Raw genomic sequence first — 22,694 nt, 5'->3', positions numbered from 1 at the left:
AACCCCCAATTGAGTAGTAGACTTCGCAACTAAGCCGACAGGCCGCGACACCGCGCGTGCCCAGTAACTATCGCTTTAAGCGATTGCATCGAATCTGATGCACGATTCCGATAAGCACCAACGCCAGCCCTGCACTGCCCGTAGACACCACCAGCACCTGGTAGTCAGGCATGAACGACATCACCCCCAGGCAAACCACGATGAACACGATCACCGCCCAGGTCAGCCAAGGGAACAGCCACATCTTCAACGGGATGTCACTGCCTTTGAGTTCCAACTTGCGTCGCATCTTCAGTTGAGAGCAGGCGATGACCAGGTAAACCAGCAGTGCAATAGTGCCGGTCATGTTCATCAGCGTATCCAGTACATCCTTGGGCCGCAGCGCCTCACTAAAGTTGATCAGTGCCAGAATCACAGCCACCAGGCACGAGCCAATAATCGCGTAGACCGGGATGCCCGTTCCGGCCTTGGTGAACTTGAAGAACGCAGGCGCGTCACCGCGGGTGGCCAAGGAGAAGAGCATGCGCGAGGCGGTGTAGTGCGCAGAAATCAGGCAACTGCTCACCGAGGTCAGCACCACGAAGTTCATCAGCACTTCTGCACCAGGCACCCCAAGCAGCTCCAGTGTCCGGCGGTACGAGCCATAGCCCGACACGCCCAGCATGGGGTCATTCCACGGCACCAGGCATACAATCAGGAAGATCGACCCCACGTAAAACAGCCCTACACGCCAGACAACCGACTTCGTCGTCTTGATGATCTGCTGCGAGGGGTTTGCAGACTCTGACGCTGCAATGGTCGCAATCTCTGCCCCCAGGAATGCAAACATCACCCCGAGCATTGCGCCGACGACGGGGTCTATGCCGTTTGGCATAAAGCCATGCGCGGTCAGATTACTGATGCCGCTCACCTCCCCCAGCGTCCAGAGGTTGGTCACGGCCAGGCCGCACACAATCAGGAAGCAGAAGATCGCCACCACTTTGATCAAGGCGAACCAGAACTCGAATTCACCGTAGTTCTTCACATTGAAGAAGTTGATACTGAGCAAAACCAGGGTCGTTGCCAGCACAAAGACATTGATGCTGATCGATGGAAACCAGCCGTTGAGGATTTTGCCGGCAACGTACGCTTCCCACGCCATCAGGCTGACCCAGTAACCCCAGTACAGCCACCCAATGGTAAACCCGGCCCAGCGACCAATGGCGCGGTCGGCGTAGGTCGAGAATGACCCAGTATCTGGCGATGACGTTGCCATTTCCCCCAGCATTCGCATGATCAGCATCATCAGAATGCCGCCAACCAGAAAGGCAAGAACGGCGGCTGGCCCCGCGCTGTGAATGATACTCCCCGACCCTACGAACAATGAGCCACCAATGACCCCTGCGATCGACATCATTGTCAGATGCCGGGACTTCAGGCCCGCCTTTAGTTGGCTGTCATGGGTGTTCGGTTTATCGATACTTATACTTGTATTCATGATCGAGGCACCTCTATTAATTGACGGGAACATTGACGCGCGAGAAACCGCCAACCCCCTTCCCGGCACGCTGTTTGATTAACTTGCGGTGTGGTAGCCCCCTGCAGGGAGGGGGCAAGTTCAAGTCGGTGAACGTGAACAGAATGATCCGTTCAATCCCTTCACCGGCAAGCAGTCGGACTCAGGCTTGTGCGGCAACCAGTGCACGCTCGAACATGCCAAGTGCCTTGGCAACGTCCTGTTCAGTGATCACCAACGGGCAGATAAAGCGAACCACGTTGCGGTACACACCACATTTGATGAGCAGCAGGCCCTCTTCACGGGCAGCGTCAATCACGCGCTGCGCCATCGCCGCATCCGGCTCTTTGCTGTCGCGATTGGAAACGAACTCGACCGCTGCCATGGCACCAATGGCGCGTACGTGGCCGATGCTGTTGAAACGGCCCTCAAGTTGCTTGAAGCCTTCCAGCAGTTGCGCACCAATAGCGCGGCTACGCTCGGTCAGGTTCTCGGACTCGAAGATCTTGATCACTTCCAGGGCAGCGGCGCAGCCCAGTGGGTTGCCACCGTAGGTGCCGCCCAGGCCGCCTGGCTGCGGGGCATCCATGATTCGGGCACGGCCGACAACGCCCGAGATCGGCAAGCCGCCGGCCAGGCTCTTGGCAACGGTTACCAGGTCAGGCTGGATGCCGGCGTGCTCGAAGCCAAACATTTTGCCGGTACGGCCAAAGCCGGTCTGGATTTCATCGCAGATCAGCACGATGCCCAGTTCTTCGGTTTTCTTGCGCAGTGCACGCATGAACTCGACGGGCGCTGCGATAAAGCCACCGTCACCCTGTACTGGCTCGATGATGATTGCCGCAACACGATCAGCAGCGATCTGCGTGTCGAATACCTCCTGCAGGGCCACCAGCGCTTTCTCGGTGGTGATGCCTCGGTATTCGTTCGGGTACGGGGTGTGGTAGATGTCCGGCGCGTAAGGGCCGAAGTTCTGGCGGTACGGCTGGCTCATGCCGGTCAGGGTCATGCCCATCAAGGTACGGCCGTGGAAACCGCCGCGGAATGCGATCACACCTGGGCGGTTGGTGTAGCCCCGCGCGATCTTGATGGCGTTCTCAACCGCTTCGGCACCGGTGGTCAGGAACACCGACTTGTAGTGCTCTGGGCCGCCAACCAGGTTATTCAGCTTCGCAGCCAGATCGGTGTATTGGTCGTAAGCCGCAACCTGGAAGCAGATATGCGAGAAGGTGTCCAACTGCTTGCGTACCGCTTCGACCACACGCGGGTGATTGTGCCCCACGTTCAACACGCCTATGCCACCCACGAAATCCAGGTATTTCTTACCTTGATCATCCCATAGGTAGGCACCCGCAGCGCGGCTCACCGTAATGGGGTGAGCGACTGCAACACCGTTGGAAACATGCTGGGCACGCGCCGATACAGACAATTTTTGTTGAGAGGACATAGCATTCACCTTTATGTGTCAGTGTTTAATGCTAACCACTGCCCTTCCCTCCAACTACAACCAGGAAGTAGGAAGCGCGCGCAAACTAATCCTGCTCAAAGCAGGAAAAGCCAATTCAACGCTTTTACTTATCATCCGTTGCCAACACGTACATCTGCGCCGCCACCTGCAATTTGAACTTGTCGTCTGGATTGTCGAGCGAGATATTCAGCATCGACTCGATCCGCTCGACCCGGTACCGCAGCGTACTGATATGAATATCCAGTGCCTTGGCCGTATTGAGTAGTTGAAAGCCTTCTCTGGCCAAGGTCAGTACAGTGTCTATCAGGGCATTGCCGCGCTTGGGGTTGCCGAGCGGCTCGATCAGCTTTTCCATCAGCAAGCGACGGGCATCCGAGTCCCCCATCAAGGCGCGAGGGAATAGCACCTCGTCGAAGTCATGCAGCTTTCCGGGCTTGAGCAGCGGCAGCAGCGCCAGCACGTCTTCTGCCCCTTGAGCCATACCCGTCACCCCCTGGTGCACGCGGCTGACGGCCATCGCGCTACCTTCTGTGCGCACCGACCTCCAGATGGCGTCTGGGGCGTTTTCTGCCGGGAGCAAGAAGCTGACCTGGTTCAGCGAGACGGACATGAGCGGCGCGATGCCCATGCCCTGCATCGACTGGGCAATACGCTCGGCAATTCGCGAGCGCCGGTTGAAGCCTTCCACCGACAACGGGATCGGTTCATTCAACAACACCAGACAAACCCGGTAGTCCCTGTTTTCGCCCCATCCCGAAACTTGCGCCCGCTCTATGGCACTTGGCGTGGCAGAGAACTTGCCCTCCAGCAACCCCGCGACGAATGCATAACCTAAGCGGGTTTCCTGGTCGGACAACTGACGCTGGTAGGCAAGGTGCAACGCCGCAATCACCGAGGCGTGTTCGAGCGCTCGAGACTCCAGCTCCTCAAACGCCCCTTCCTCCCCGTGCAGCCAGACAATGCCCACCACTTCTCCACGAAGCCTGATGGCACCGCCCAGCCTGGGGCGCTGCACGCCCTGCGTCACGACTTTTGCCGTGGTGGCATCGAAAAAGCCCGTGAGCGAGTCCAGCTCGGTGATTTTCTTGATCAGTGCGCGCTCGGCCAGCGCGTCGACCGCGGGGTCGGAGGCCCCCAGAACAGTGCCATCCGCAGAGACCACGGTTGCATGCTTGTCCAGGGCGGATTTCAGCGCCTTGGCCAAGCCCTCCAGGTTGTTGCCCTCCAGGGCAGCCTCGGTCAACGTGCGATGGATATGGTCTGAGCGGCGAATGGTCTCGGCCTGGATGTTGATGATCCGGGCCAGCACATCGTGCATGATCTCGCTGAACTGGATCTCCCACGGCAACTCGAGCAGTGGCAAGTCGCAGCGGTTCGCTTCGTCAATGGCGGCCTGGGTGAAATGCTCGCGAAAATGCGGAACAGCCAGCACCACCCCCGCCAAACCGATTTCACTCAGCCGGCGCACCATCACACGGCATTCTTCGTCGTCTACTGGCCAGTTGTAGCCGGTGGTCAACAGAAGCTCGCCAGGCTTCAACCAATTGGTGATCTCGGGGTGATCGACGATGTGAACCCAGGTGATTTCGCGATCCATGGCTGTTTCGCCGGCCACCACAGTGGCCTCGCGAAGCACAGTGTTACCTATCGCTGCATCGAGCTTCATGACCTATCAATCCCACTCAGAAATAACCACACGACAGCTCTCGAAGGCTGCCAGGTTTGAAACGACCTTAGCAGCCAAACACTGGAGAATGCTGCGCTGCGTGCAACTAACCCAGAATTTTCGCAAGGTACTCAGCCAGGTGCATGGCTTCTCTACCACTCACATTGCGGATCTGCCCGCGGCAACTGAAGCCATCGGCAACCACCGCCACCTGCTGCGGGATCTTGTCGATGTGAGGTTTGAACTCTTTCTCACCGATGATCTTCGCAATCGGAGCCGTCTTGCTGTGGTAAGCGTATGCACCCGCCACGCCGCAGCAACCCGCAGCAATCACCTGGCCCTGGCCGCCCAGCTTTTCAAGAACGCCCTGCTCCCCTGCCATCCCGCCGCAGGACTTCTGATGGCAATGCCCATGTATGCGCACGTCTTCGTTGATCGAAGGCAACTGCAGACCACGCTGTTCGATGAACTCACTCAAGGTCATGATCGACTTCTCGAGCTTTTTGGCGCGTGGGTCCGTCGGGAACAGGCCCGGCATTTCGTCGCGGAACACCGACAAGCAACTGGGCTCAAGGACGATGACTGGAAGCCCTTCTTCGAGCACCGGCGCCAACTGGGCAAGGATCTGCTCAAGGTTCGACTTGGCCTGATCGATCATGCCCACGTCGTAATAAGGCCGGCCGCAGCACACATGGCGCTTCATCAGTTTTACGCTAAACCCAAGCGCCTCGAGTACGGTTACGCCCGCTTCGAGCACGTTGGGCGTGAAGCCATTATTGAAGCTGTCCACCCACAACAGCACCTCTGTACCGGCACGCACACGCTCATTTTTCAGGATGCGCCTGGCCGTAGCGCTGCTACGGAAACTCTGCGAGGCGACCTTTGGGAACTTGGCTTCACGCGCCAGCCCGAAATAAGCACCCGCCGTACGCACCAGCGGGTTACCCATGGCGTAGTTGAGTACAGGTGACAGCTTGGTGGCATGCGGCAGCCATGCGCCGATGCGCCCGATCATGGCGTCCATCACCGGGCGCGGCTTGTGGCTGTAATAGCGGCTAAGGAACTCGGTCTTGTAGCGGGCGATGTTCACATTGGTCGGGCAGTCCGTCTTGCAGCCCTTGCAGCCCAGGCACAGATCCAGGGAGTCCTTGACCTCTTCGTTCCGCCAGGCACCTTCGAGCACCTCGCCCTTCAACAGCTCGAAAAACAAACGTGCACGGCCGCGGGTGGAGTACTTCTCTTCGCGGGTGGCCCTGAAGCTTGGGCACATGGTGCCGCCCTCGAGCGAGCGGCATTTACCCATCCCGATGCAGCGCTCGGCCTCACGCGCCAGGCCCTTGTCACCGAGGCGCGCATCGTAGGTGAACGGGCTGGGGATTTCACGGCGCTCGTAGTCCGGGCCCAACCGCAGGTTGGCATCGACCGGCATGGCATGGATCAGCTTGCCGGGGTTCATCTTGTTCAGCGGGTCCCAGATCGCCTTGAATTCGGCAAAGGCATTCATGATCTCGGCAGAGTACATGATCCGCAGGTATTCCCCCTTGGCCTGGCCATCACCATGCTCGCCCGACAACGAACCACCGTAGCGCACGACCAGGTGAGCCGCCTCCTCCAGGAATGCTCGCCAGTTATCCAGGCCGTCCTGGGATTTCAGGTCGAAGGTAATGCGCGAGTGGATACAGCCATCACCAAAGTGCCCATAGAGGTTGGTCTTGTAGCCGTAGCTGCTGACCAGGCGCTTGAATTCGCGAAGGTACTGGCCGAGGTGCTCGGGCTCGACCGCTGCATCCTCCCACCCTACGACAGGATCAGGCGCATTCGGGTCCAGCCCCAGCGAGGTCGCCGAGGCGCCCGTCTCTCGGATCGTCCAGATTCGATTCATCAAACCTGCATCGGTCACCAGCCGCACACTTGGGCTGCCCGGCAACTCAGGCGCAATGTCCACGGCCTGCTGGGCGAAGGCAACCGCTTGCTCAGTCGACAGGGCACCAAACTCGATCATCAACCAGGCGTTGCCAGCCGGAAGCTCGGCGATATCGGCAAGCTTCATGCCGCGTTCTTTAAGCCCATCGATGATGCCATCATCCAACCCTTCCATTGCGATTGGATTGAGCGGCAGCAACTGCGGTACGGAGTCGGCTGCGTAATAGATCTCGTCATAGCCCAGCACCACCAGCACGCGGTGAGTCGGATTCTTCACCAGAATCGTCTCAGCCTGCAGGACGGTGACGCAGGTGCCTTCGACGCCCACCAGCGCGCGTGCAATGTTGAAGCCGTTTTCAGGCAACAACTGATCGAGGTTGTAGCCCGACACGCGACGTTTGAGCTTGGGGAACCCCTGGCGAATGTGCGCCTCGTTGCGATCGACCAGCGCTTTCAATGCCTGCACGATCTCGGCACGCCGCCCACCGGCCTTGATGTGTTCCTGGTAGGCGGCCTCGTCGGTAGGCCCTACCCAGAAACGTTCCCCGTCATAGGTCAGAATTTCCAGGCGCTCGACGTTTTCGACTGTCTTGCCGGCCATCACCGAGTGAGCGCCACAGGAGTTGTTGCCGATCATGCCGCCCAGCGTGCAGCGGCTATGGGTTGCAGGGTCCGGGCCGAAGGTCAGCCCCACCTTGGCCGCCTCGCTTTTGAGCCGATCGCAGATCACACCCGGCTGCACCCTGGCCAGGCGCCTTGCAGGGTCGATCTCATGAACAGCGTGAAGGTATTTGGAGGCATCGATCACAACCGCCGCGTTCACTGCCTGGCCGCACATGGAGGTACCCGCGCCACGCGGCAAGATCGGCATGCCGGCCTCTTTGCAGAGGCGTACCGTGGTCACGATGTCGTCGACGGTCCTGGGAATGACAATGCCTACCGGCAGCTGACGATAGTTTGACGCCTCGGAGGCGTAGATGGCGTGCGTGGCGGCGTCGAATCGAACCTCCGCCGAGGTTTGCGCCTCAAGCTTGGCGCGCAGGGTCATCAGGAGGTTGAGGTCGAAAGGGATAGGGTTGTTTTTTGTCATTAGGAGAAGCCTGGTCTCGATCATCAGCACGGAAACGCAACGGCCCTACGGGGACTCCCCAGGGTAGAGCGGTGGGCGTTAACTACTGTAAGCCGAGCGCGAGTGAGGCTCTACCAACTCGGAATAGGAAGAAACAGGCTTTTCATGCTTCTCTAGGCAGGATCAAATCGCAACGCCTCAGTACCCCTTGCCGCGATGCACCGTGTTCAGCAAGGGCAGGCCGCTGCGCGCGCGGTGAAGGTTTCGCACGATGACATCAACGGCGCCCTCGACCTGAACATTGCTGGCGATATGCGGGGTCAGCAATACCCGCGGGTGCCGCCAGAACGGGTGGTCGGGCAAGGGAGGTTCCTGATCAAGCACGTCCAGCACCGCGCCTGCGACCTTACCGGTATCAAGCGCCGCCAGCAGATCCTGCTCGACAACATGAGCACCACGCCCCACGTTCACTACACCTGCCCCCGTGGGCAGCGCACCGAGCGTGGTCGCGTTCAATATGCCCGTCGTTTCGGGTGTCAGAGGCAACAGGTTGATCAGGATGTCGCATTGGCCTAGAAATGCATGCAATTGCTCATTACCCACGTAGCAACGCCCACCCGCGACCGCTTTGGGCGAACGGCTCCACGCATGCAGCTGGAAGCCCAGTGGCTGCAACCGCTGCAGGGCTACCTGCCCGAGGTTCCCCAGCCCCATCACACCCACACGCCGCTCGCACGCAGGGATGATCGGCAAAGGCGCCCAGCGGCGCTCGCGCTGACTGTTCTGGTAAGTAAGGATGTCACGGTGCAAGGCCAGCACGGCAAAGGTCACGTACTCGGCCATGATGTCGGCCATGGCGCCATCCACCAGCCTGACCAGCGAAACGTGCTCGGGTAGCTCAGACAGGTCGAACTGATCGACGCCGGCGCCTGCCGAGTACAGCACGCTGAGGTTTGGGAACTGCGCCATCAGCCTCGGCATCGGTTTCCAGGCAATCAGATACTCGATGTCGCGCGCATCGCCCACCTCGGGCCATTCGCGAAACTCAAGTTCGGGGGCACTTTCAAGAAAAGCCTGACGCCATTGAGCAGCACTGCCGGGCTCGGCCATGTAGAGAATAGCCATGTCTGGCTCCTGTTATTCAGTACACACATGATGCCCACCCCAACGACATGATGCCTTCACATGGGTGCACTAAAAGAACAGCCGTTCCTCCTGCCTCGAGTAGGTAGTTTCACCACCGGTACTGAAAGCCCTGAACTGCCAAGTCACAGCTGTTCGGAAATCTCGATCAGATTGAGATCAGGGTCGCGCACATAGACCGAGAGGATAGGCCCGGTCGCCCCGGTCCGCTGAACAGGCCCTTCGATAATGGGCCAGTTCTGAGCCTCGAGGTGTGCGACCACCTGCTCGAGCCCGACACTGGTGATCAAGCACACGTCCAAGGCCCCCGGCACCGGCAGGTGGGCCTTTGGCTCGAACTCATGCCCGCGAACATGGACGTTGATCTTTTGATTGCCGAAACAGAACGCAAGGCGGCCTGCCCCAAAGGTCTGCAAACGCATCCCCAGAACACGGACGTAGAAATCTTTGCAAGCGTCGACATCGATGGTGGTCAGCACCAGATGATCCAAGTGATCAATCATTGCGGTAGAAGCTCCCTTGCCTGTGTTGGCGGGTTTTCTTTATGTGCGGTCCCTTATTGGCCTCGCAACACCTTATGAATCTCGGCAACCACCTGCATCGTCGCCTCTTCGACCGTGCCCTCATTGCGGCACAACACCCACCCCTGCTCCGCAACCGCTCGCTCGAACGCCTGGGTACTGGCAACCTGCTCTTGCAGGTTGAACATCACGGTACTGCCCAGCCCGCGCGACCGCGCCGCTGCCCTGGCCCATGAGATTTCAGGGTCGGTGACTACCCCGACATGCAGGTCTGGCACGCGTACATTGCGCTCGATATTCAAGCGCAGAATGTCTGCAAACGGGACTATCCGGCGAAACGCGGCATCCGACGGGTACCAGCGGTCGATCAGGATGATGCTGCCCGGGGGCTGTCTGGGCAGCACATGCTGTGAAATCCAGCTACGGCTATCGGCCAGGCGCTCGCAAACCGCCATTTCCAGCGCCCGGCTGGGGTTTCTGACCAGCTGGTTGACCAGCGCCATTGTTGCCCCCCTGTTGGGGTCGTTATTGCGCTCGCAAAGCCGGACCACCTTGTTGTTGCCTGCCCTCAGTACTTTTGTAATGGCCTCAAGCAGTGTGGTCTTGCCAGTGCCCTTGGGCCCATCCAGAGAAACGAACAGCGGACGATTCATTGTTTGAACATCACTCACATAAGGCAATAATACGCGCTGACCTCGGCAACGATCGCCCCCTTGGCATCGTACAGCCGCGCCTCAGGCGTCAAGGCCATGGAACGCGCCTCCAGCACATAGCGCTGGCCGGCTTTGAAATGCGGGTAGTTGAGCGTCAGGTAGCACTCGCGCACGGTGGAGCCCCCCATCATGCTCATGCCTGAACCCCCGCTTGCTTCGTAGTCGAACCGGACGATCAGCTCATGGCTGCCGGGGCTGACCTGAAAAAACCGGCCGTCGCGCAGGCGTTGCTGGTCCAGGCGTTCGGCCATCAACAACCTGTCGTTGGGAAACGGCACCGAGAAGTCGACCCAGGCCATCTGCGGATCGGCAGCCGGCATTGGCGCCTGACAACCCGCAATCGCCGTGATCGCGAGCAACACCATCAACCTGCGCATGATAGATGCCCCAAGGGTTCAGGCATTCAGGATAGCGCCCACTGGGCCTGCGTGGTCAAGCCAAACAGCTCACGCAAACCGTTGACACCCAGTTTGCGGTATAGCCGTTTCACATAAGTCGCGGCGCTGACGGGGCGAACCCCTAGATGCTCGGCAATGTCTTCCACTGCAAGGCCGCTCAGCATCAGGCGCAGCAGCGTTTGTTCACGGAAGGTCAGCGCCAAGTGCTGCTGCTTGATCACCCGCTCGGCCAACAGCAAGGGCAGCTCGTTGGCTTGCAGGTGCGCGTGGTAATGCAGGCGCACGGCCTGGATCAGCAACGGCGCCAGGGCCTCCAGGTGCTCCATCTCCTGCGCCGAGAAGCGCCCGTGCTCGCGGCCGCGGTAGAAGTTCACCGACAACCAGCGGTTGCTTTCACAGAGGGTCAGCAAGGCTACCCGCTCGGCAATCTGTGGCTGCTCATAGCAGATGCGCCGGTACTCGGGGTGCGTGATGTCGTCAGCTGACTGGCGTTGCACGATGGTGTTGGCGACGCAGTTGCTTTGGCTCATCACCTGCTGGTTGCCATCCAGGCCGAAGAAGCGTTGCACATATTTGTGGGAGATCGCCGGCAGCGAGACTTCGCGCGCCCGGTCCGCAAACGAGAACACCTCGGCGTTGCGCCGCTGCGGATAAGCGAAGATCGTGCATTGGGCCAACGGCACGCCCGGGCCGATCACCTGCAGCAAATCCGCTGCGAGGAACTTGCTGCGGTTCTGGCCCACCCTGGCGAACAGATTGGCGGTGTGAGCGATATCGAAGCGGTGTTCACTACTGCCGGGGCGCAAGGGCCAGTACTGCATGGCGGTTTCTCTCGACGTGTCGGGCGCAGGTTTTGTGGTTATTGCCTACTACGGCTACCCGACACTCTATCACCCTTCAATGCCCGGGCTCTGGCGGCGCAATGGGCAGGCGCAGGGCCAGCAGTGCGCCGAGGATCAGCAGCAGGGCAGCATAGGCGAAACCTGCGCTGAAACTGGACGTCAGGTCCTTCAGCCAGCCGACCACCAGCGGGTTGACTGCCGAGCCGATATTGCCCATGGCGTTGATCACCGCGATACCCACCGCACGAGCACTGAAACTCAGCACCTGGTCGGGCGTTGTCCAGAAAATCGACATGGCGCTGTAAGAGCCGCTGGCCGCCATACACACCCCCAGCAATTGCACCGCCGGATAGCTCGACAGCGCAGTGAGCACCCAGCCAGCCGCAGCCATCAGCATGGGCAGCACCAAATGCCACCGGCGCTCGCGGGTGCGGTCCGAATGCAGGCCCCAGACGATCATCAGAATAATGGTGCAGATCTGCGGGATGGCCGCCAGAAAGCCGATCGCCTGGTTACTGCTGGCGCTGTTGAAGCTTTTGACGATCAACGGCGTCCATACCGCAATCATTGCCAGGGTGTTGACCAGGCAAAAGTAGACCAGGCAGAACAGCAGGATGCGCGGCGAGGCCAGTTCGCGCCACACGCTGCGGGCAGGCTGTGTGGCAGTTGCCGTACGGGCAGCGCGGTCCGCTTGCAGTGCGCGCTGCAGCAGCGCCTGTTCTTCGCCATCCAACCACTTCGCCTGTTGCGGGCGGTCATCCAGATAACCGAACACCACGCAGCCCATCAGCACCGAGGGCAAGCCTTCGAGCAGGAACAACCATTGCCAGCCCTTCAGCCCCCAGACGCCATCCAGGCCCAGAATCAGCCCCGACAGCGCAGCGCTGAACCCGGCGGTAAATGGCATGGCGATCATGAACAGCGCATTGGCGCGGGCCCGGTAAGCCGAAGGAAACCAGAAGGTCAGGTACAGCAACACGCCAGGCAAGAACCCCGCTTCGGTCACACCCACCAGAATCCGCAGCAGGTAAAGCGAGGTGGCATCGGTCGCAAACAGCGTGCAGGTAGACGCCAGCCCCCAGGCAATCATCAGGCTGCCGATCCAGCGACGGGCCCCGATGCGCGCCAGGGCCATGTTGCTGGGTATGCCACAGGCGATGTAAGCGACATAGAAGAAGGTACTGGCCAGGCCAAACTGAGTGCCCGTGAGGCCCAGGTCGCCCATCATGGTCAGGCCGGCGAAACCGATATTGATGCGGTCCAGAAACGACAATACGAAGCAGGCAAACAAAAAGCCGATCAGCCTTTTCGAGATCTTTTTACACACGTGCTGATAGCGGTCGTCAACACCGGCCACCGTCGGGGTGGTCGCGCTGGCGATAGGACTGCGCGTCATGGGGAACTTCCTGATTATTGTTATAGGAAGGCTCGCCGGCTCGAACAGACAAACCGGCGGCAAATGCACGAAAGCCAGGGGCTGATTACAGGTCCAGCAACGCCGTGCGCGTCAGCGCCAGAAACTGCTCTGCGTCGCCAAGCGCCTGGGCGCTGAGCAGCGCCAGTTTCACCAGAAACAGCTCGCGTTTGCCCTCTTCGATGTGGTCAAGGGCATCCGCTAGCTGGTCGTAGAGGGTCTCAATGTCGCTGATGGTCAGTTGCTTGTGTTCCATAGGGTTCTCACTCATTGCCCAAAGCGGTTTCGACGGCATCACGCAAAGCCTGCCCATTGAGGTGATGCCACCGGGCGCAGACGTGCTGGTCCGGGCGCATCAGGTAAGCACCGCCCGCCGACGCACCATATTTGTTGCGCAGGTGGCCGCCAGGGTCGTCGACCACTCCGTCGGCGCCCCGGACCTCGCCTTGCCGATTACCCACGACAGCCAGCAACTGCAACGGCACGCCTTGGTCGCGCAGGCTTTGCGCCTGCGCTTGAATATCGCTTGGCACTTCAACGGCATCGGTGAAATACAGCAGGCAGAACGACGCCCCCAGCCTGTCGAACAGGAACTGGTCATCGCCGAGCCGCACGTTAAGCAGCGGCGCGCCCTGGTGCGGCCCGCAGCTGAAGCGTGAATTGTCGTCATGCTTGCAGTTGAGTGCAGAGTCCACATAGTCATGTGGCCGCGAAGTGCGCCAGTGGTACAGCGGGCGGACGAACGCCTGGGTCAGTGACAACGACAGTACGGCATCGCGCAACAGGCGATAACCCGCACTGGGCGGCGTCATGAAACGGGTGCTCTTCCCCGCTTCGGCAATGATCTCGCGCGCGGCCCCTACCCGCTCCGTGCTATACGAGGCGAGCAGCCCCGGGCCGGCAACGCCCTTGACGGTCAGCGCCAGCTTCCAGCCCAGGCCGTGACAGTCCTGGAAGCCGGTGTTGGCACCGCGCACGCCGAAAATGGGCAGCAAATGCGCGGCATCGCCGGTGAATATCACGCGATCATGCAGGTAGTCGGGCAGTGTCAGTGCGCGCGCCGAGTACACCGAGCACCAGTCCAGCTCCCACTGCGGGTTCACTACCCCGACGATGCCCAACTGGGCATTGATACGCTCGCGCAGGGAGTCAGCCGACAAGGCCTGTTCGGGCGTTTCGCCCCGTGCCAGTTGATAGTCGATGCGCCAGATATTGTCTGGCTCGCGGTGCATGAGCACGGTATTGCCCGGGTTCCAGTGCGGGTCGAAGTACGCCAGACGCTCAGTGGGCAGGTCCAGGTCGATCTTGATGTCGGCGATAACAAAACGGCCTTCGTATGAAGCACCTTCCAGTTGCAGCCCAAGCAGCGTGCGAATGGCCGAACGCGCCCCATCTGCGGCAACCACCCAGCTGGCTTGCAGGGTGTACTCACCCGCGGGGGTATCCACCTCCAGCGTCGCGCGGTCGTCTGCCTGGGCCAGCGCCTTGACCTGGTTGCCCCAGCGCAGCTCGATCATCGGGTTGGCGTGGCAGGCATCGACCAGAAACTGCTCCAGGCAAGGCTGTTGCAAGTTGGTCATGGGCGCAAAACGGTCATCGGGGTCGTGCGGCGCCTCCATGCGAAATACCCGCTGATTGCGGTAGTAGGAATTGCCAAAGCGCCAGGGCAGGCCCGCTGAGGTGACACGCTCGGAGATGCCGACCTGCTGCAGAATCTCCAGTGATCGACGGGTGAACACGATCGCCCGGCTGCCTTCGCTGACCTGCCGTTCGGCTTCCAGCACGATCGAGGGGATGCCGTAGCGGGCCAGGTCCAGGGCCGTGGTCAGGCCAATGGGCCCAGCGCCGACGATCACCACAGGGTGATGCTGCACCTGGGCATTCACGCTGGCGGTGTGGGCAGGGAAAACCTGGTAATCGAAATAGATAGAGCGACGAGGCTCTGCGAGTGGTGTGTGCATCGCACTGCATCTCCGGATTGTTATGCTTTTTTTGGCCTGAGCCATTTCGGATATGCAGCGGACTGTAAGCGGTGTGAGAAACAGACATGTCCCCTTGAAGGGACAACATTGCACAGCAGAAAGCACGCCCTCAGGAAAAAAACGCAGGATGTTGTGCGCAGAATTCGCTTGAGATAGACGGCCGCATTGCCCAAGGTGGCCAGCCTGACAGCTATTGCCTGAATAAAAGGCTGCAGGGCGTGGACGCAGGCGCACGACGACGCCTGTGTGTGGGGGGTGACTATTTTTGCGGTGGCAAGCCTTGCGCTGCACGAACGTTGCCAATTCCTCCCCGATAATAAGAGAGGACAAGGAAATGCAATCCAACAGTCTGAAGCAAAGCCTGAAACAACGGCACATCACCATGATTGCGCTAGGCGGGGTGATCGGCGCGGGGCTGTTCATGGGGTCGGGCAAGTTGATTGCCTCGGCGGGGCCGGCCGCGATCCTGTCATATTTCATCGGCGGCATCGTGGTCACCTTGGTGATGTTCATGCTCGGCGAGATGGCCTGTCGCAACCCGGACGCCGGCTCGTTCTCGACCTATGCCAATACCTACCTCGGCGAATGGGCGGGTTTTGCCGTCGGCTGGCTGTACTGGCTCAAATCGATGCTGACCATCACCCTGGAGGCGGTACTGCTAGGCGCCATCCTCAACGACTTTCTGCCGTGGCTACCGATCTGGGCGGGCGCTTTCATCATGCTGGTGACGTTGATGGCCAGCAACGCCTACTCGGTCAAATCGTTCGCTGAAGTGGAGTACTGGCTGGCCGCGATGAAGGTCGCCACCATTCTCATCTTCATGGTGCTGGGTGTCTCGATACTGCTCGGCCTGCACAGCAACATCCCCTCCCCTGGCTGGGTCAACCTGACGGCGCACGATGGCTTCATGCCCAATGGCCTGTCGCCGGTGATGGCGGGTGTGGTGGTGGTGATCTTCTCGCTGGGCGGCAGTGAAATTGCAGCCGTTGCGGCCGGCGAATCGGAAAACCCGCGGCAGAACGTCATCAGGGCAATCAAGAGCGTGATTTTGCGGGTGATGCTGTTCTATGTCGGTTCGGTGTCGATTCTGATTCTGTGCCTGCCCTGGACAGACACTGAAAACCTGGCTTCGCCGTATGTGTCGTTGTTCAGCCTGGCCGGGTTCAGTGGCGCGGCGGTGGCCATGAAGATTGTGTTGTTCATCTCGTTCATGTCGGTGATGAACTCGTTCATGTTCTCCAACTCGCGCATGCTGTTCTCGTTGAGCCAGCGTGGCCATGCGCCGAAGCTGTTCTCCCGCACCACCTCCAAAGGGGTGCCGCTCAACGCCCTGCTGCTGAGCCTGAGCATCTGCCTGTTGATCCTGACGGTGCACTTTGTCAGCGGCGGCGACCTGTTCATGACCCTGGCCAAAAGCAGCGGCACGTTCGTGATGATCGTGTGGATCTTCATCATCATCGCCCACTTTGCCATGCGCTGGAAAACCCGGCATGAAGCGGTCGACCCCACGGCGTTCCGGGCGTGGTTCTTCCCTTACGCCAATATCGTTGCGCTGTTCGCGCTGTTGGCCGTGATTGTCACCCAAGCCTTCGACCCGGGGTCGCGCTTCCAGTTCTGGTTCACCACGGTGACCTCACTGGTGGTGGTGGCTGCCTACTTCGTGAAACGTAATCGGATGGCGGCGAAGTCGGTGGGTTACGCAGGGAGCTGACCAGTGCAGGAGCGGGTCTACCCGCTCCTGCCCATGGCGGCACGCTAAACCCCTGTGCTTGCCACCTCTTGCCCTTGATGACGAAGCGTGCCCTGCAAGCTAGACTCCCATGCTGAATTTGACTGTAAACACTTCGTTTGCCTGAAAATGTTCGGCGGTCATGCAGGCAGCCGGCCTCTGGTAAACCGGCAGGGGCCGCCCATGACTTTGCAACCTCCCGTCAACTTGACCAACTGCGATCGCGAACCTATCCAGATCCCCGGCAGCATCCAGCCGCACGGTTGCCTGTTGGCCTGCAACGCGTCGGCAAGCGTCGTGCTGCGGCACTCCGCCAATACCGCCGGCATGCTGGGCGTGGCGGGTGAAATCAACGGGCAACGGCTCGAAACCATCATCGGCAGCGAGGCTGCCCATACGCTGCGCAACGCGCTGGCACGCGTCAGAGAGGCGTCCCGACCGGCGCTGAGCTTTGCCGTGAATCTGCCGTCCGGGCTGGCGTTCGATGTGGCCGCGCATATTTTCAAAGGCACTGCCATCCTGGAGTTCGAGCCCCGCGGTGCGGGCATTGCCGAGCCAATCGAACTGGTGCGTACCGTCATTGCCCAATTGCGTGAGATCGACCGCTCCGACAAGCTGTTCCCCGATACTGCCCGGCGTGTTCGCGCACTACTGGGTTATGACCGGGTGATGATCTACCAACTTGGCGTCGACGGCGCCGGCAAGGTCATTGCCGAGGCCAAGCGCAGCGGCCTCGAAAGCTTTCTGGGGCAGTACTTCCCGGCCTCGGACATTCCTCAGCAGGCACGCGCCCTGTACCTGCGCAACCCGGTGCGGATCATTGCCGATGCCCAGTTCAGAACCGTGCCGATCGAGCCGGTACTGGACCTCTCCGGCGAGCCACTGGACCTGTCCTACGCGCACCTGCGCAGCGTCTCGCCCATTCACTGCGAGTACCTGAGCAACATGGGCGTGGGCGCGTCCATGTCCATTTCGATCATCGTCGACGGCGCGCTCTGGGGGCTGATTGCCTGCCACCATTACGCACCCCGCACGCTGACCATGGGCCAGCGGGTCGCGGCGGAGATGTTCGGCGAGTTCTTCTCGCTGCATATCCAGACCCTACGGGCCAAGCAAACCCTGGAAGCCGCCGCATACGCCCGCCGGGTGTTGGACAACCTGCTGCGCGATGCCCACCGCACCGCGGATATCGAAGAACTGCTGCGTGCCCGCATGACAGACTTCAAGGCGCTCATCCCTTGCGACGGCATCGCCATGTCGCTGCAAGGGCGCTGGTCGGCAGACGCGCTGACACCGCCCAAGGCGGCGGTACCGAACCTGCTGCGCTTTGCCGAGGGAGTCTCCGAGGGGCGTACATGGGCGTCGAACTGCCTGTCGATGGCGCACCCTGCCGCCCAGGATTATGCCGTCGACGTTTCGGGCGTACTGGTGATTCCGATGTCGCAGCAACCGAGGGACTACCTCATGCTGTTTCGCAAGGAGGTGATCGAAACCCTGGATTGGGCCGGCGACCCCAACAAGACCTACGAAAGCGGCCCGCTGGGTGAGCGCCTGACCCCACGCAAAAGCTTTGCTGTGTGGAAGCAGACCGTACATCAACACTCGCAGCCCTGGTCCGAACAGGACCGCCAGTTCGGCGAGGCCATCCGCGCTGCGATCGTCGAGGTTGCCTTGCACAACAGTGAGCTGATGGCCGATGAGCGCTCCAAGGCCGAAGTGCGCCAGCGGATGCTCAACGAAGAGCTCAACCACCGGGTGAAGAACATTCTTTCACTGATCGGTGCACTGGTGGCCCACCCCACCACTGAAAAACAGACCCTCAACAGCTATGTGGCCACGCTGAAGGGCCGCATCCAGGCGTTGTCGCTGGCGCACGATCAGGTGGTGAGGGGGGATGGCGGCGGCCGTTTCGCAACGCTGCTGGAAGCGGAACTATCGCCGTACCGCACTGCGACCGATGCCATCACCCTTAACGGTCCGAACCTGCTGCTCGATGCCCGCGCCTACTCGGTAATGGCGCTGGTGCTTCACGAGCTGGCAACCAACGCCGCGAAGTATGGCGCGTTGTCTCGGGCAGGCGGCAAGCTGGTGGTCAGCTGGACGATCGATTCGGGTGGCGCTTGCGACATCGCCTGGTGCGAAAGCGGTGGGCCGACGGTGCGCCCGCCGAGCCGAAGCGGTTTTGGCTCGGTACTGATTGAACGCAGCATCCCCTTCGACCTGGGCGGTAGCAGCACGCTCGAGTTCAGGCCAGAAGGCCTGCATGGGTATTTCAAGATTCCTGGCAAACACCTGACTCAGCTTGAAACAGCCGACACCCCAGCGCCGCAGGTCGCGCCGGCTGCGCCGCCGGTAAGCTACACGGCCCTGGTCAATGCGTGCGTGCTGATTCTTGAAGACCAATTGGTGATTGCCGTGGGCCTTGAACAGATTCTGGCCGATGCGCTGGTCGAGGATGTGATCACCGCAAGCTCGGAAGCCGAGGCGATGAAACTGCTGGCCAGCCACAGGCCTGATGTCGCCGTGCTGGACATCAACCTGGGCACGGGAACCTCCATTGCCGTCGCCGAAGCGCTCTCGCGCCAGCACATCCCATTCCTGTTTGCCACGGGTTACGGCGACAGTGTCAGCATTCCCGCGCACTTGAAGCACGTTCCCGTGGTGCGCAAGCCCTATGACGCCTTGTCGATATTGTCGAACCTGGAAAGCTTGATCGACATTCGGAAAGCTACGGACCAAGCACAATAGCCTGCCGGGCTGGCATTAAAAACCCGCGCACAGGCGCGGGTCGCATTCGTTCAACACCCGGTCACTTGTCCAACTCATCCTTGGTAATGGCGCCAGTGTGCGGATCGACGTGGAATTCGTACTGCTTGCCATCCGCCTTGATGCCCTCGCCCTCCCAATGGCCATCATCGGCCTCGATCTTGGTGATCTGGGTGTAGCCGGCACTCTTCAGCGCAGCTTCGGCCTGGTCTTTGTTGACCTTCCAGTCGGCGCCTGGCTGATCCGCCCAGGCAGCATTAGTCCCCAGTGCACCCACCAGTGCCAAACCCGTGAACAGTCGTGTCATCGCTTTCATCGTCAACATCCTTTTTGCCAGAGTTAAACACTGCGACCCAAGCACTGTCGCTTCGGTTCAATTAGAGTGGCAAGACGGCTATTCATGACATAAGGGTTGATGTGCACTCATCAGAGCGCCTGAAAGGCATCGATGTATTTGTTTGCGTTGCAGACCTCGGCAGTTTTGCGGCGGCAGCGCAGCGCCTGAACCTGACAAGTTCGGCGGTCAGTAAAGGTATCGCGCGGCTGGAAGCGCGCCTGGGGCTGCGCCTGTTCGACCGCACGACACGCCGGCTTGCCCTGACTGATGCGGGGCAGACCTTCTACAAGACCTGTTCGCGGGTACTGGCCGACCTCGAAGAATCGGAGCTGTCGCTGCACGAGGACTACTTCGAGCCGCGAGGCAGAGTGCGTATCGACCTGCCTGCAGCCTACGGGCGGCTGCACGTATTGCCGGTCATCCTCGACTACGTCAAGCGCCATCATCAGCTGCAGCCACACGTGTCCTTTACCGACAGCTTCGTCAACCCGACCGAACAGGGCATCGATATCGTGGTGCGTATCGGCGGCCCGGACGTTTGGCCGGACGAGCTGGGCCACCAGTTCATCGGCGCTCAGCGGGTCATCTTTTGCGCATCACCGGCCTACTTGCGAGCACGTGGCACGCCCGTCGATGAGCGTGACCTGCACGCCCATGACTGTGTGGTTTACGGGCAAGCCGACGGTTTGGGCAGCCCTTGGCACATGACCGGTACCCAGCCTGGCGAAATGGAACGGCGCTTCATGCCGGCGCGGCTTGCCATTGGCGATGGCGAAGGAGTGGTACAAGCCGTGCTGCAAGGCTTGGGCATCACCCAGGTGCCTACCTGGCTGGTCAACCAGCAACTGGCCTGTGGCGAGTTGGTTGAAGTATTGCCGCACCTGGCAACAGAGGGCTTGGCGATGAACGTGGTATGGCTCAGGAAGCGCGAGGCCCTGCCGCGCGTCAGGGCGTTACTGGACGTATTGCTGCAATCACTGCGCATGGACGGTCACGTTCTGCAGCCCGGTGATTAGTGAATAATATTCGCCAAGCCAGTGAATTTTTGCCAGCGATAAGCTTTTTTTGAATCAATACAATGGCAGCACCTTGATTTCAGGAACTGCCTGCATGACTGCTGTTGAACGCCCTCCCCTGGGCTTGGCGACCGATCGACGCGCCACATTGGGGACTTTGATCCTCGCCACCTCGGCCTTTCTGATCGTAACCACCGAGTTTTTGATGGTTGGCCTGCTGCCGGGGCTGGCGCGCGACCTTGATGTGTCGATTTCCAGTGCCGGGCAGCTGATCACGCTGTTCGCCTTCACCGTCATGCTCGCCGGCCCGCCGTTGACAGCAGCACTTGCCCACCTGGACAGGCGCAAGCTGTTCGCAGCCATCCTGGCCTTGTTCGCTGCGGCCAATGCGCTTGCTGCCATTGCGCCGAACATCTGGGTGCTAGCAGTAGCGCGATTCTTGCCCGCCCTGGCACTGCCGGTTTTCTGGGGGACGGCCAGCGAGACGGCGGCCAGGATGGTCAGCCCCGATCGCCAGGGGCAGGCCGTCGCGCGCGTGTACCTGGGCATTTCAGCGGCCCTGCTGCTCGGTATTCCGCTGGGCACCTTGGCGGCCAATGCCATCGGCTGGCGCGGCGCCTTCTGGGTATTGGCCGCCGCATCAGCGCTGATGGCCTTTGCTGTGCTGGCCTGGATGCCAGCGGTTGCCCGCCAGCCTAAAGTCGACTTCAGCCAGCAGGCGCGAATTTTCCGTGAACCGATCTTCCTGGCCAACGTGGTCCTCTCGGTGCTGGTGTTCACCGCCATGTTCATTGCCTACACCTACCTCGCCGACATGCTTGAGCGCACCGCAGGTGTGGCAACAGCGGATGTCGGCTGGTGGCTGATGGGCTTCGGTGCCATCGGTTTGCTGGGCAACTGGCTGGGTGGCCGCGCGGTCAGGCAATCGCCGATCAAGGCCACTGCGCTGTTCCTGGCCTTGCTGGGGGTGGGCATGGCGGCATTCAGCCCGCTGGCTTCTGCACCGGTTACGCTCTGGGCGGCGCTGGCACTGTGGGGCATCGCCAACACGGCGCTGTACCCCATCTGCCAGGTCCGGGTGATGAACGCGGTGTCGCATTCCCAGGCGTTGGCCGGCACTACCAACGTATCTGCCGCCAATGCCGGGATCGGCCTGGGCGCGTTGCTGGGTGGGTTGGTCATCCCAGCGTTCGGTGTATCGTCGCTCGGTTATGTGGCGGCGGGCGTAGCCCTGCTGGCCTTGCTGTGCGTGCCCGGCGTGGCGCGCCTGCAGGCACGGGGCTAAAGCATGTGCCCCGCCCAGATGCCCTGCGCCACCAGTTCCGCGGCCAGCTCGACGAAGGTTTGCCCCACATAGCGCGTCGCAGGGCTCACATGCCTGTCCGCCGGTGACACCATCACCAGCTTGCGCATCGGGGTCGGTTCTATCAGCGGCGCCGCGCACAGGGTGCCGCTTTGCAGGTGGTTGTAGATCGAAGCCAGGGGCAGCGCAGTCATGCCGAAGCCATGGCGAACCAGGTCGATCATCGCCCCAAACGAGTCGGCCTCGACACTGGTGGCAATCTTGAAGCCGACGTCCGCAGCGCACTGGTCCATGATCTTGCGCAAACCGTGCCTGGGGCTCGGCAGCACCAGTTGCTGTTGGGCCAGGGTGGCGAAATTGACCGGCTTGTCCCACGCCAAGCCGGTACTCGGCGGCCCCACCAGCACCAGGCTCTCCATCATCACCGGCACGATGCGCAGGGTATGCAGCGGCTCCAGATCGTAAGAGATGGCCAGCTCCAGTTCACCGCGTTGAATCCAGTCCACCAGGTAGCCGCTGAATGCCGACGAAAAACGGATCGACAAGTCCGGGTGTGCCTGGCGAATACGGGTAACCAGGGGCACGGTGACGATTTCAGCAATGGTCGGTGTGGTGCCGATCGCTACCGCCCCCCGAAACGAGGCATGCCCGCCGACCACCGCACTGCGAATCGCCTCGAGCTCATCCATGATGCGCGTGGCGTGCTGCAGCACCTCACTGCCGGCGTCGGTGATGATCATGCCGCGGCCATGGCGCTCGAACAGGTAAACCCCCAGCTCTTTTTCCAACTGCCGTATCTGCCGGCTCAAGGCGGGCTGCGCAATGTGCAACCGGTCGGACGCCTTGCTGAGGCTGCCAAGTTCGGCAACATGAATCAGGGTTTTGAGCTGAACGACGTCCATGGGCCGA

Annotated in this window: 18 protein-coding genes; 4 read left to right on the top strand and 14 right to left on the bottom strand. The window is 60.8% G+C overall.

What is annotated here, in order from left to right; all coding sequences use genetic code 11:
* Window positions 1–67: 67 nt before the first annotated feature.
* From DJ563_RS06530 to DJ563_RS06475, 12 genes are all read right to left on the bottom strand, one after another.
* Entirely contained in the window at window positions 68–1,477 is a 1,410-nt protein-coding gene (locus DJ563_RS06530) for an amino acid permease (protein ID WP_274100266.1), read from the bottom strand.
* Window positions 1,478–1,658: 181 nt separating this feature from the next.
* Entirely contained in the window at window positions 1,659–2,942 is a 1,284-nt protein-coding gene (gabT, locus tag DJ563_RS06525) for a 4-aminobutyrate--2-oxoglutarate transaminase (protein WP_033697808.1), read from the bottom strand.
* Window positions 2,943–3,066: 124 nt separating this feature from the next.
* Window positions 3,067–4,629, bottom strand: a complete 1,563-nt coding sequence (locus DJ563_RS06520) for a PucR family transcriptional regulator (RefSeq protein ID WP_434519083.1) — start codon at window positions 4,627–4,629, stop codon at window positions 3,067–3,069.
* A gap of 106 nt (window positions 4,630–4,735) precedes the next feature.
* Window positions 4,736–7,642 carry an FAD-binding and (Fe-S)-binding domain-containing protein gene (locus tag DJ563_RS06515; protein WP_434519082.1) on the bottom strand — a complete coding sequence of 969 codons (2,907 nt, stop codon included), beginning with the start codon at window positions 7,640–7,642 and terminating at the stop codon, window positions 4,736–4,738.
* Between the two features lie 177 nt (window positions 7,643–7,819).
* Complete coding sequence (locus DJ563_RS06510; RefSeq protein ID WP_434519081.1) at window positions 7,820–8,746, bottom strand: 2-hydroxyacid dehydrogenase; 927 nt, start codon at window positions 8,744–8,746, stop codon at window positions 7,820–7,822.
* Window positions 8,747–8,889: 143 nt separating this feature from the next.
* A complete protein-coding gene (locus tag DJ563_RS06505; RefSeq protein WP_434519080.1) occupies window positions 8,890–9,267 on the bottom strand; it encodes a VOC family protein in 378 nt (125 codons plus the stop codon).
* A 53-nt stretch (window positions 9,268–9,320) separates the two neighbouring features.
* Window positions 9,321–9,938, bottom strand: a complete 618-nt coding sequence (locus DJ563_RS06500; RefSeq protein ID WP_274099025.1) for a dTMP kinase — start codon at window positions 9,936–9,938, stop codon at window positions 9,321–9,323.
* A 14-nt stretch (window positions 9,939–9,952) separates the two neighbouring features.
* Window positions 9,953–10,375, bottom strand: coding sequence for a hypothetical protein (locus DJ563_RS06495; RefSeq protein ID WP_186653092.1), 423 nt, complete (start codon window positions 10,373–10,375; stop codon window positions 9,953–9,955).
* A 26-nt stretch (window positions 10,376–10,401) separates the two neighbouring features.
* Window positions 10,402–11,217: a helix-turn-helix transcriptional regulator gene (locus DJ563_RS06490; protein WP_434519079.1), complete on the bottom strand. Its 816-nt coding sequence runs from the start codon at window positions 11,215–11,217 to the stop codon at window positions 10,402–10,404.
* Window positions 11,218–11,293: 76 nt separating this feature from the next.
* Window positions 11,294–12,634, bottom strand: coding sequence for an MFS transporter (locus DJ563_RS06485; RefSeq protein WP_274099007.1), 1,341 nt, complete (start codon window positions 12,632–12,634; stop codon window positions 11,294–11,296).
* 85 nt (window positions 12,635–12,719) lie between these two features.
* A complete protein-coding gene (locus DJ563_RS06480) occupies window positions 12,720–12,908 on the bottom strand; it encodes a hypothetical protein (protein WP_033697795.1) in 189 nt (62 codons plus the stop codon).
* A gap of 7 nt (window positions 12,909–12,915) precedes the next feature.
* On the bottom strand, window positions 12,916–14,613 hold the full coding sequence (locus DJ563_RS06475) for an FAD-dependent monooxygenase (RefSeq protein ID WP_434519078.1): 1,698 nt from the start codon (window positions 14,611–14,613) through the stop codon (window positions 12,916–12,918).
* A 355-nt stretch (window positions 14,614–14,968) separates the two neighbouring features.
* Between DJ563_RS06475 and DJ563_RS06470 the strand changes: the two genes are divergently transcribed.
* Window positions 14,969–16,345 carry an amino acid permease gene (locus DJ563_RS06470; RefSeq protein WP_033697791.1) on the top strand — a complete coding sequence of 459 codons (1,377 nt, stop codon included), beginning with the start codon at window positions 14,969–14,971 and terminating at the stop codon, window positions 16,343–16,345.
* A 201-nt stretch (window positions 16,346–16,546) separates the two neighbouring features.
* Window positions 16,547–19,111, top strand: a complete 2,565-nt coding sequence (locus DJ563_RS06465) for an HWE histidine kinase domain-containing protein (protein WP_434519077.1) — start codon at window positions 16,547–16,549, stop codon at window positions 19,109–19,111.
* 61 nt (window positions 19,112–19,172) lie between these two features.
* Here DJ563_RS06465 and DJ563_RS06460 read toward each other — a convergent pair whose 3' ends face one another.
* Window positions 19,173–19,445, bottom strand: a complete 273-nt coding sequence (locus DJ563_RS06460; RefSeq protein ID WP_274099011.1) for a PepSY domain-containing protein — start codon at window positions 19,443–19,445, stop codon at window positions 19,173–19,175.
* 101 nt (window positions 19,446–19,546) lie between these two features.
* Here DJ563_RS06460 and DJ563_RS06455 point away from each other — a divergent pair, with 101 nt between their 5' ends.
* Window positions 19,547–20,482: a LysR family transcriptional regulator gene (locus tag DJ563_RS06455; RefSeq protein WP_274099012.1), complete on the top strand. Its 936-nt coding sequence runs from the start codon at window positions 19,547–19,549 to the stop codon at window positions 20,480–20,482.
* Between the two features lie 94 nt (window positions 20,483–20,576).
* Complete coding sequence (locus DJ563_RS06450; protein WP_434519076.1) at window positions 20,577–21,767, top strand: MFS transporter; 1,191 nt, start codon at window positions 20,577–20,579, stop codon at window positions 21,765–21,767.
* Here DJ563_RS06450 and DJ563_RS06445 read toward each other — a convergent pair.
* Window positions 21,764–22,687, bottom strand: coding sequence for a LysR family transcriptional regulator (locus DJ563_RS06445; protein ID WP_434519075.1), 924 nt, complete (start codon window positions 22,685–22,687; stop codon window positions 21,764–21,766). The genes DJ563_RS06450 and DJ563_RS06445 overlap by 4 nt on opposite strands.
* Window positions 22,688–22,694: the final 7 nt, after the last annotated feature.

This window comes from Pseudomonas sp. NFX1 (genome assembly GCF_051123555.1).
GTDB lineage: Bacteria > Pseudomonadota > Gammaproteobacteria > Pseudomonadales > Pseudomonadaceae > Aquipseudomonas > Aquipseudomonas capeferrum.
Note: the sequence above shows the minus strand (reverse complement) of the source record. Positions and strands in the feature narration are given on the sequence as shown.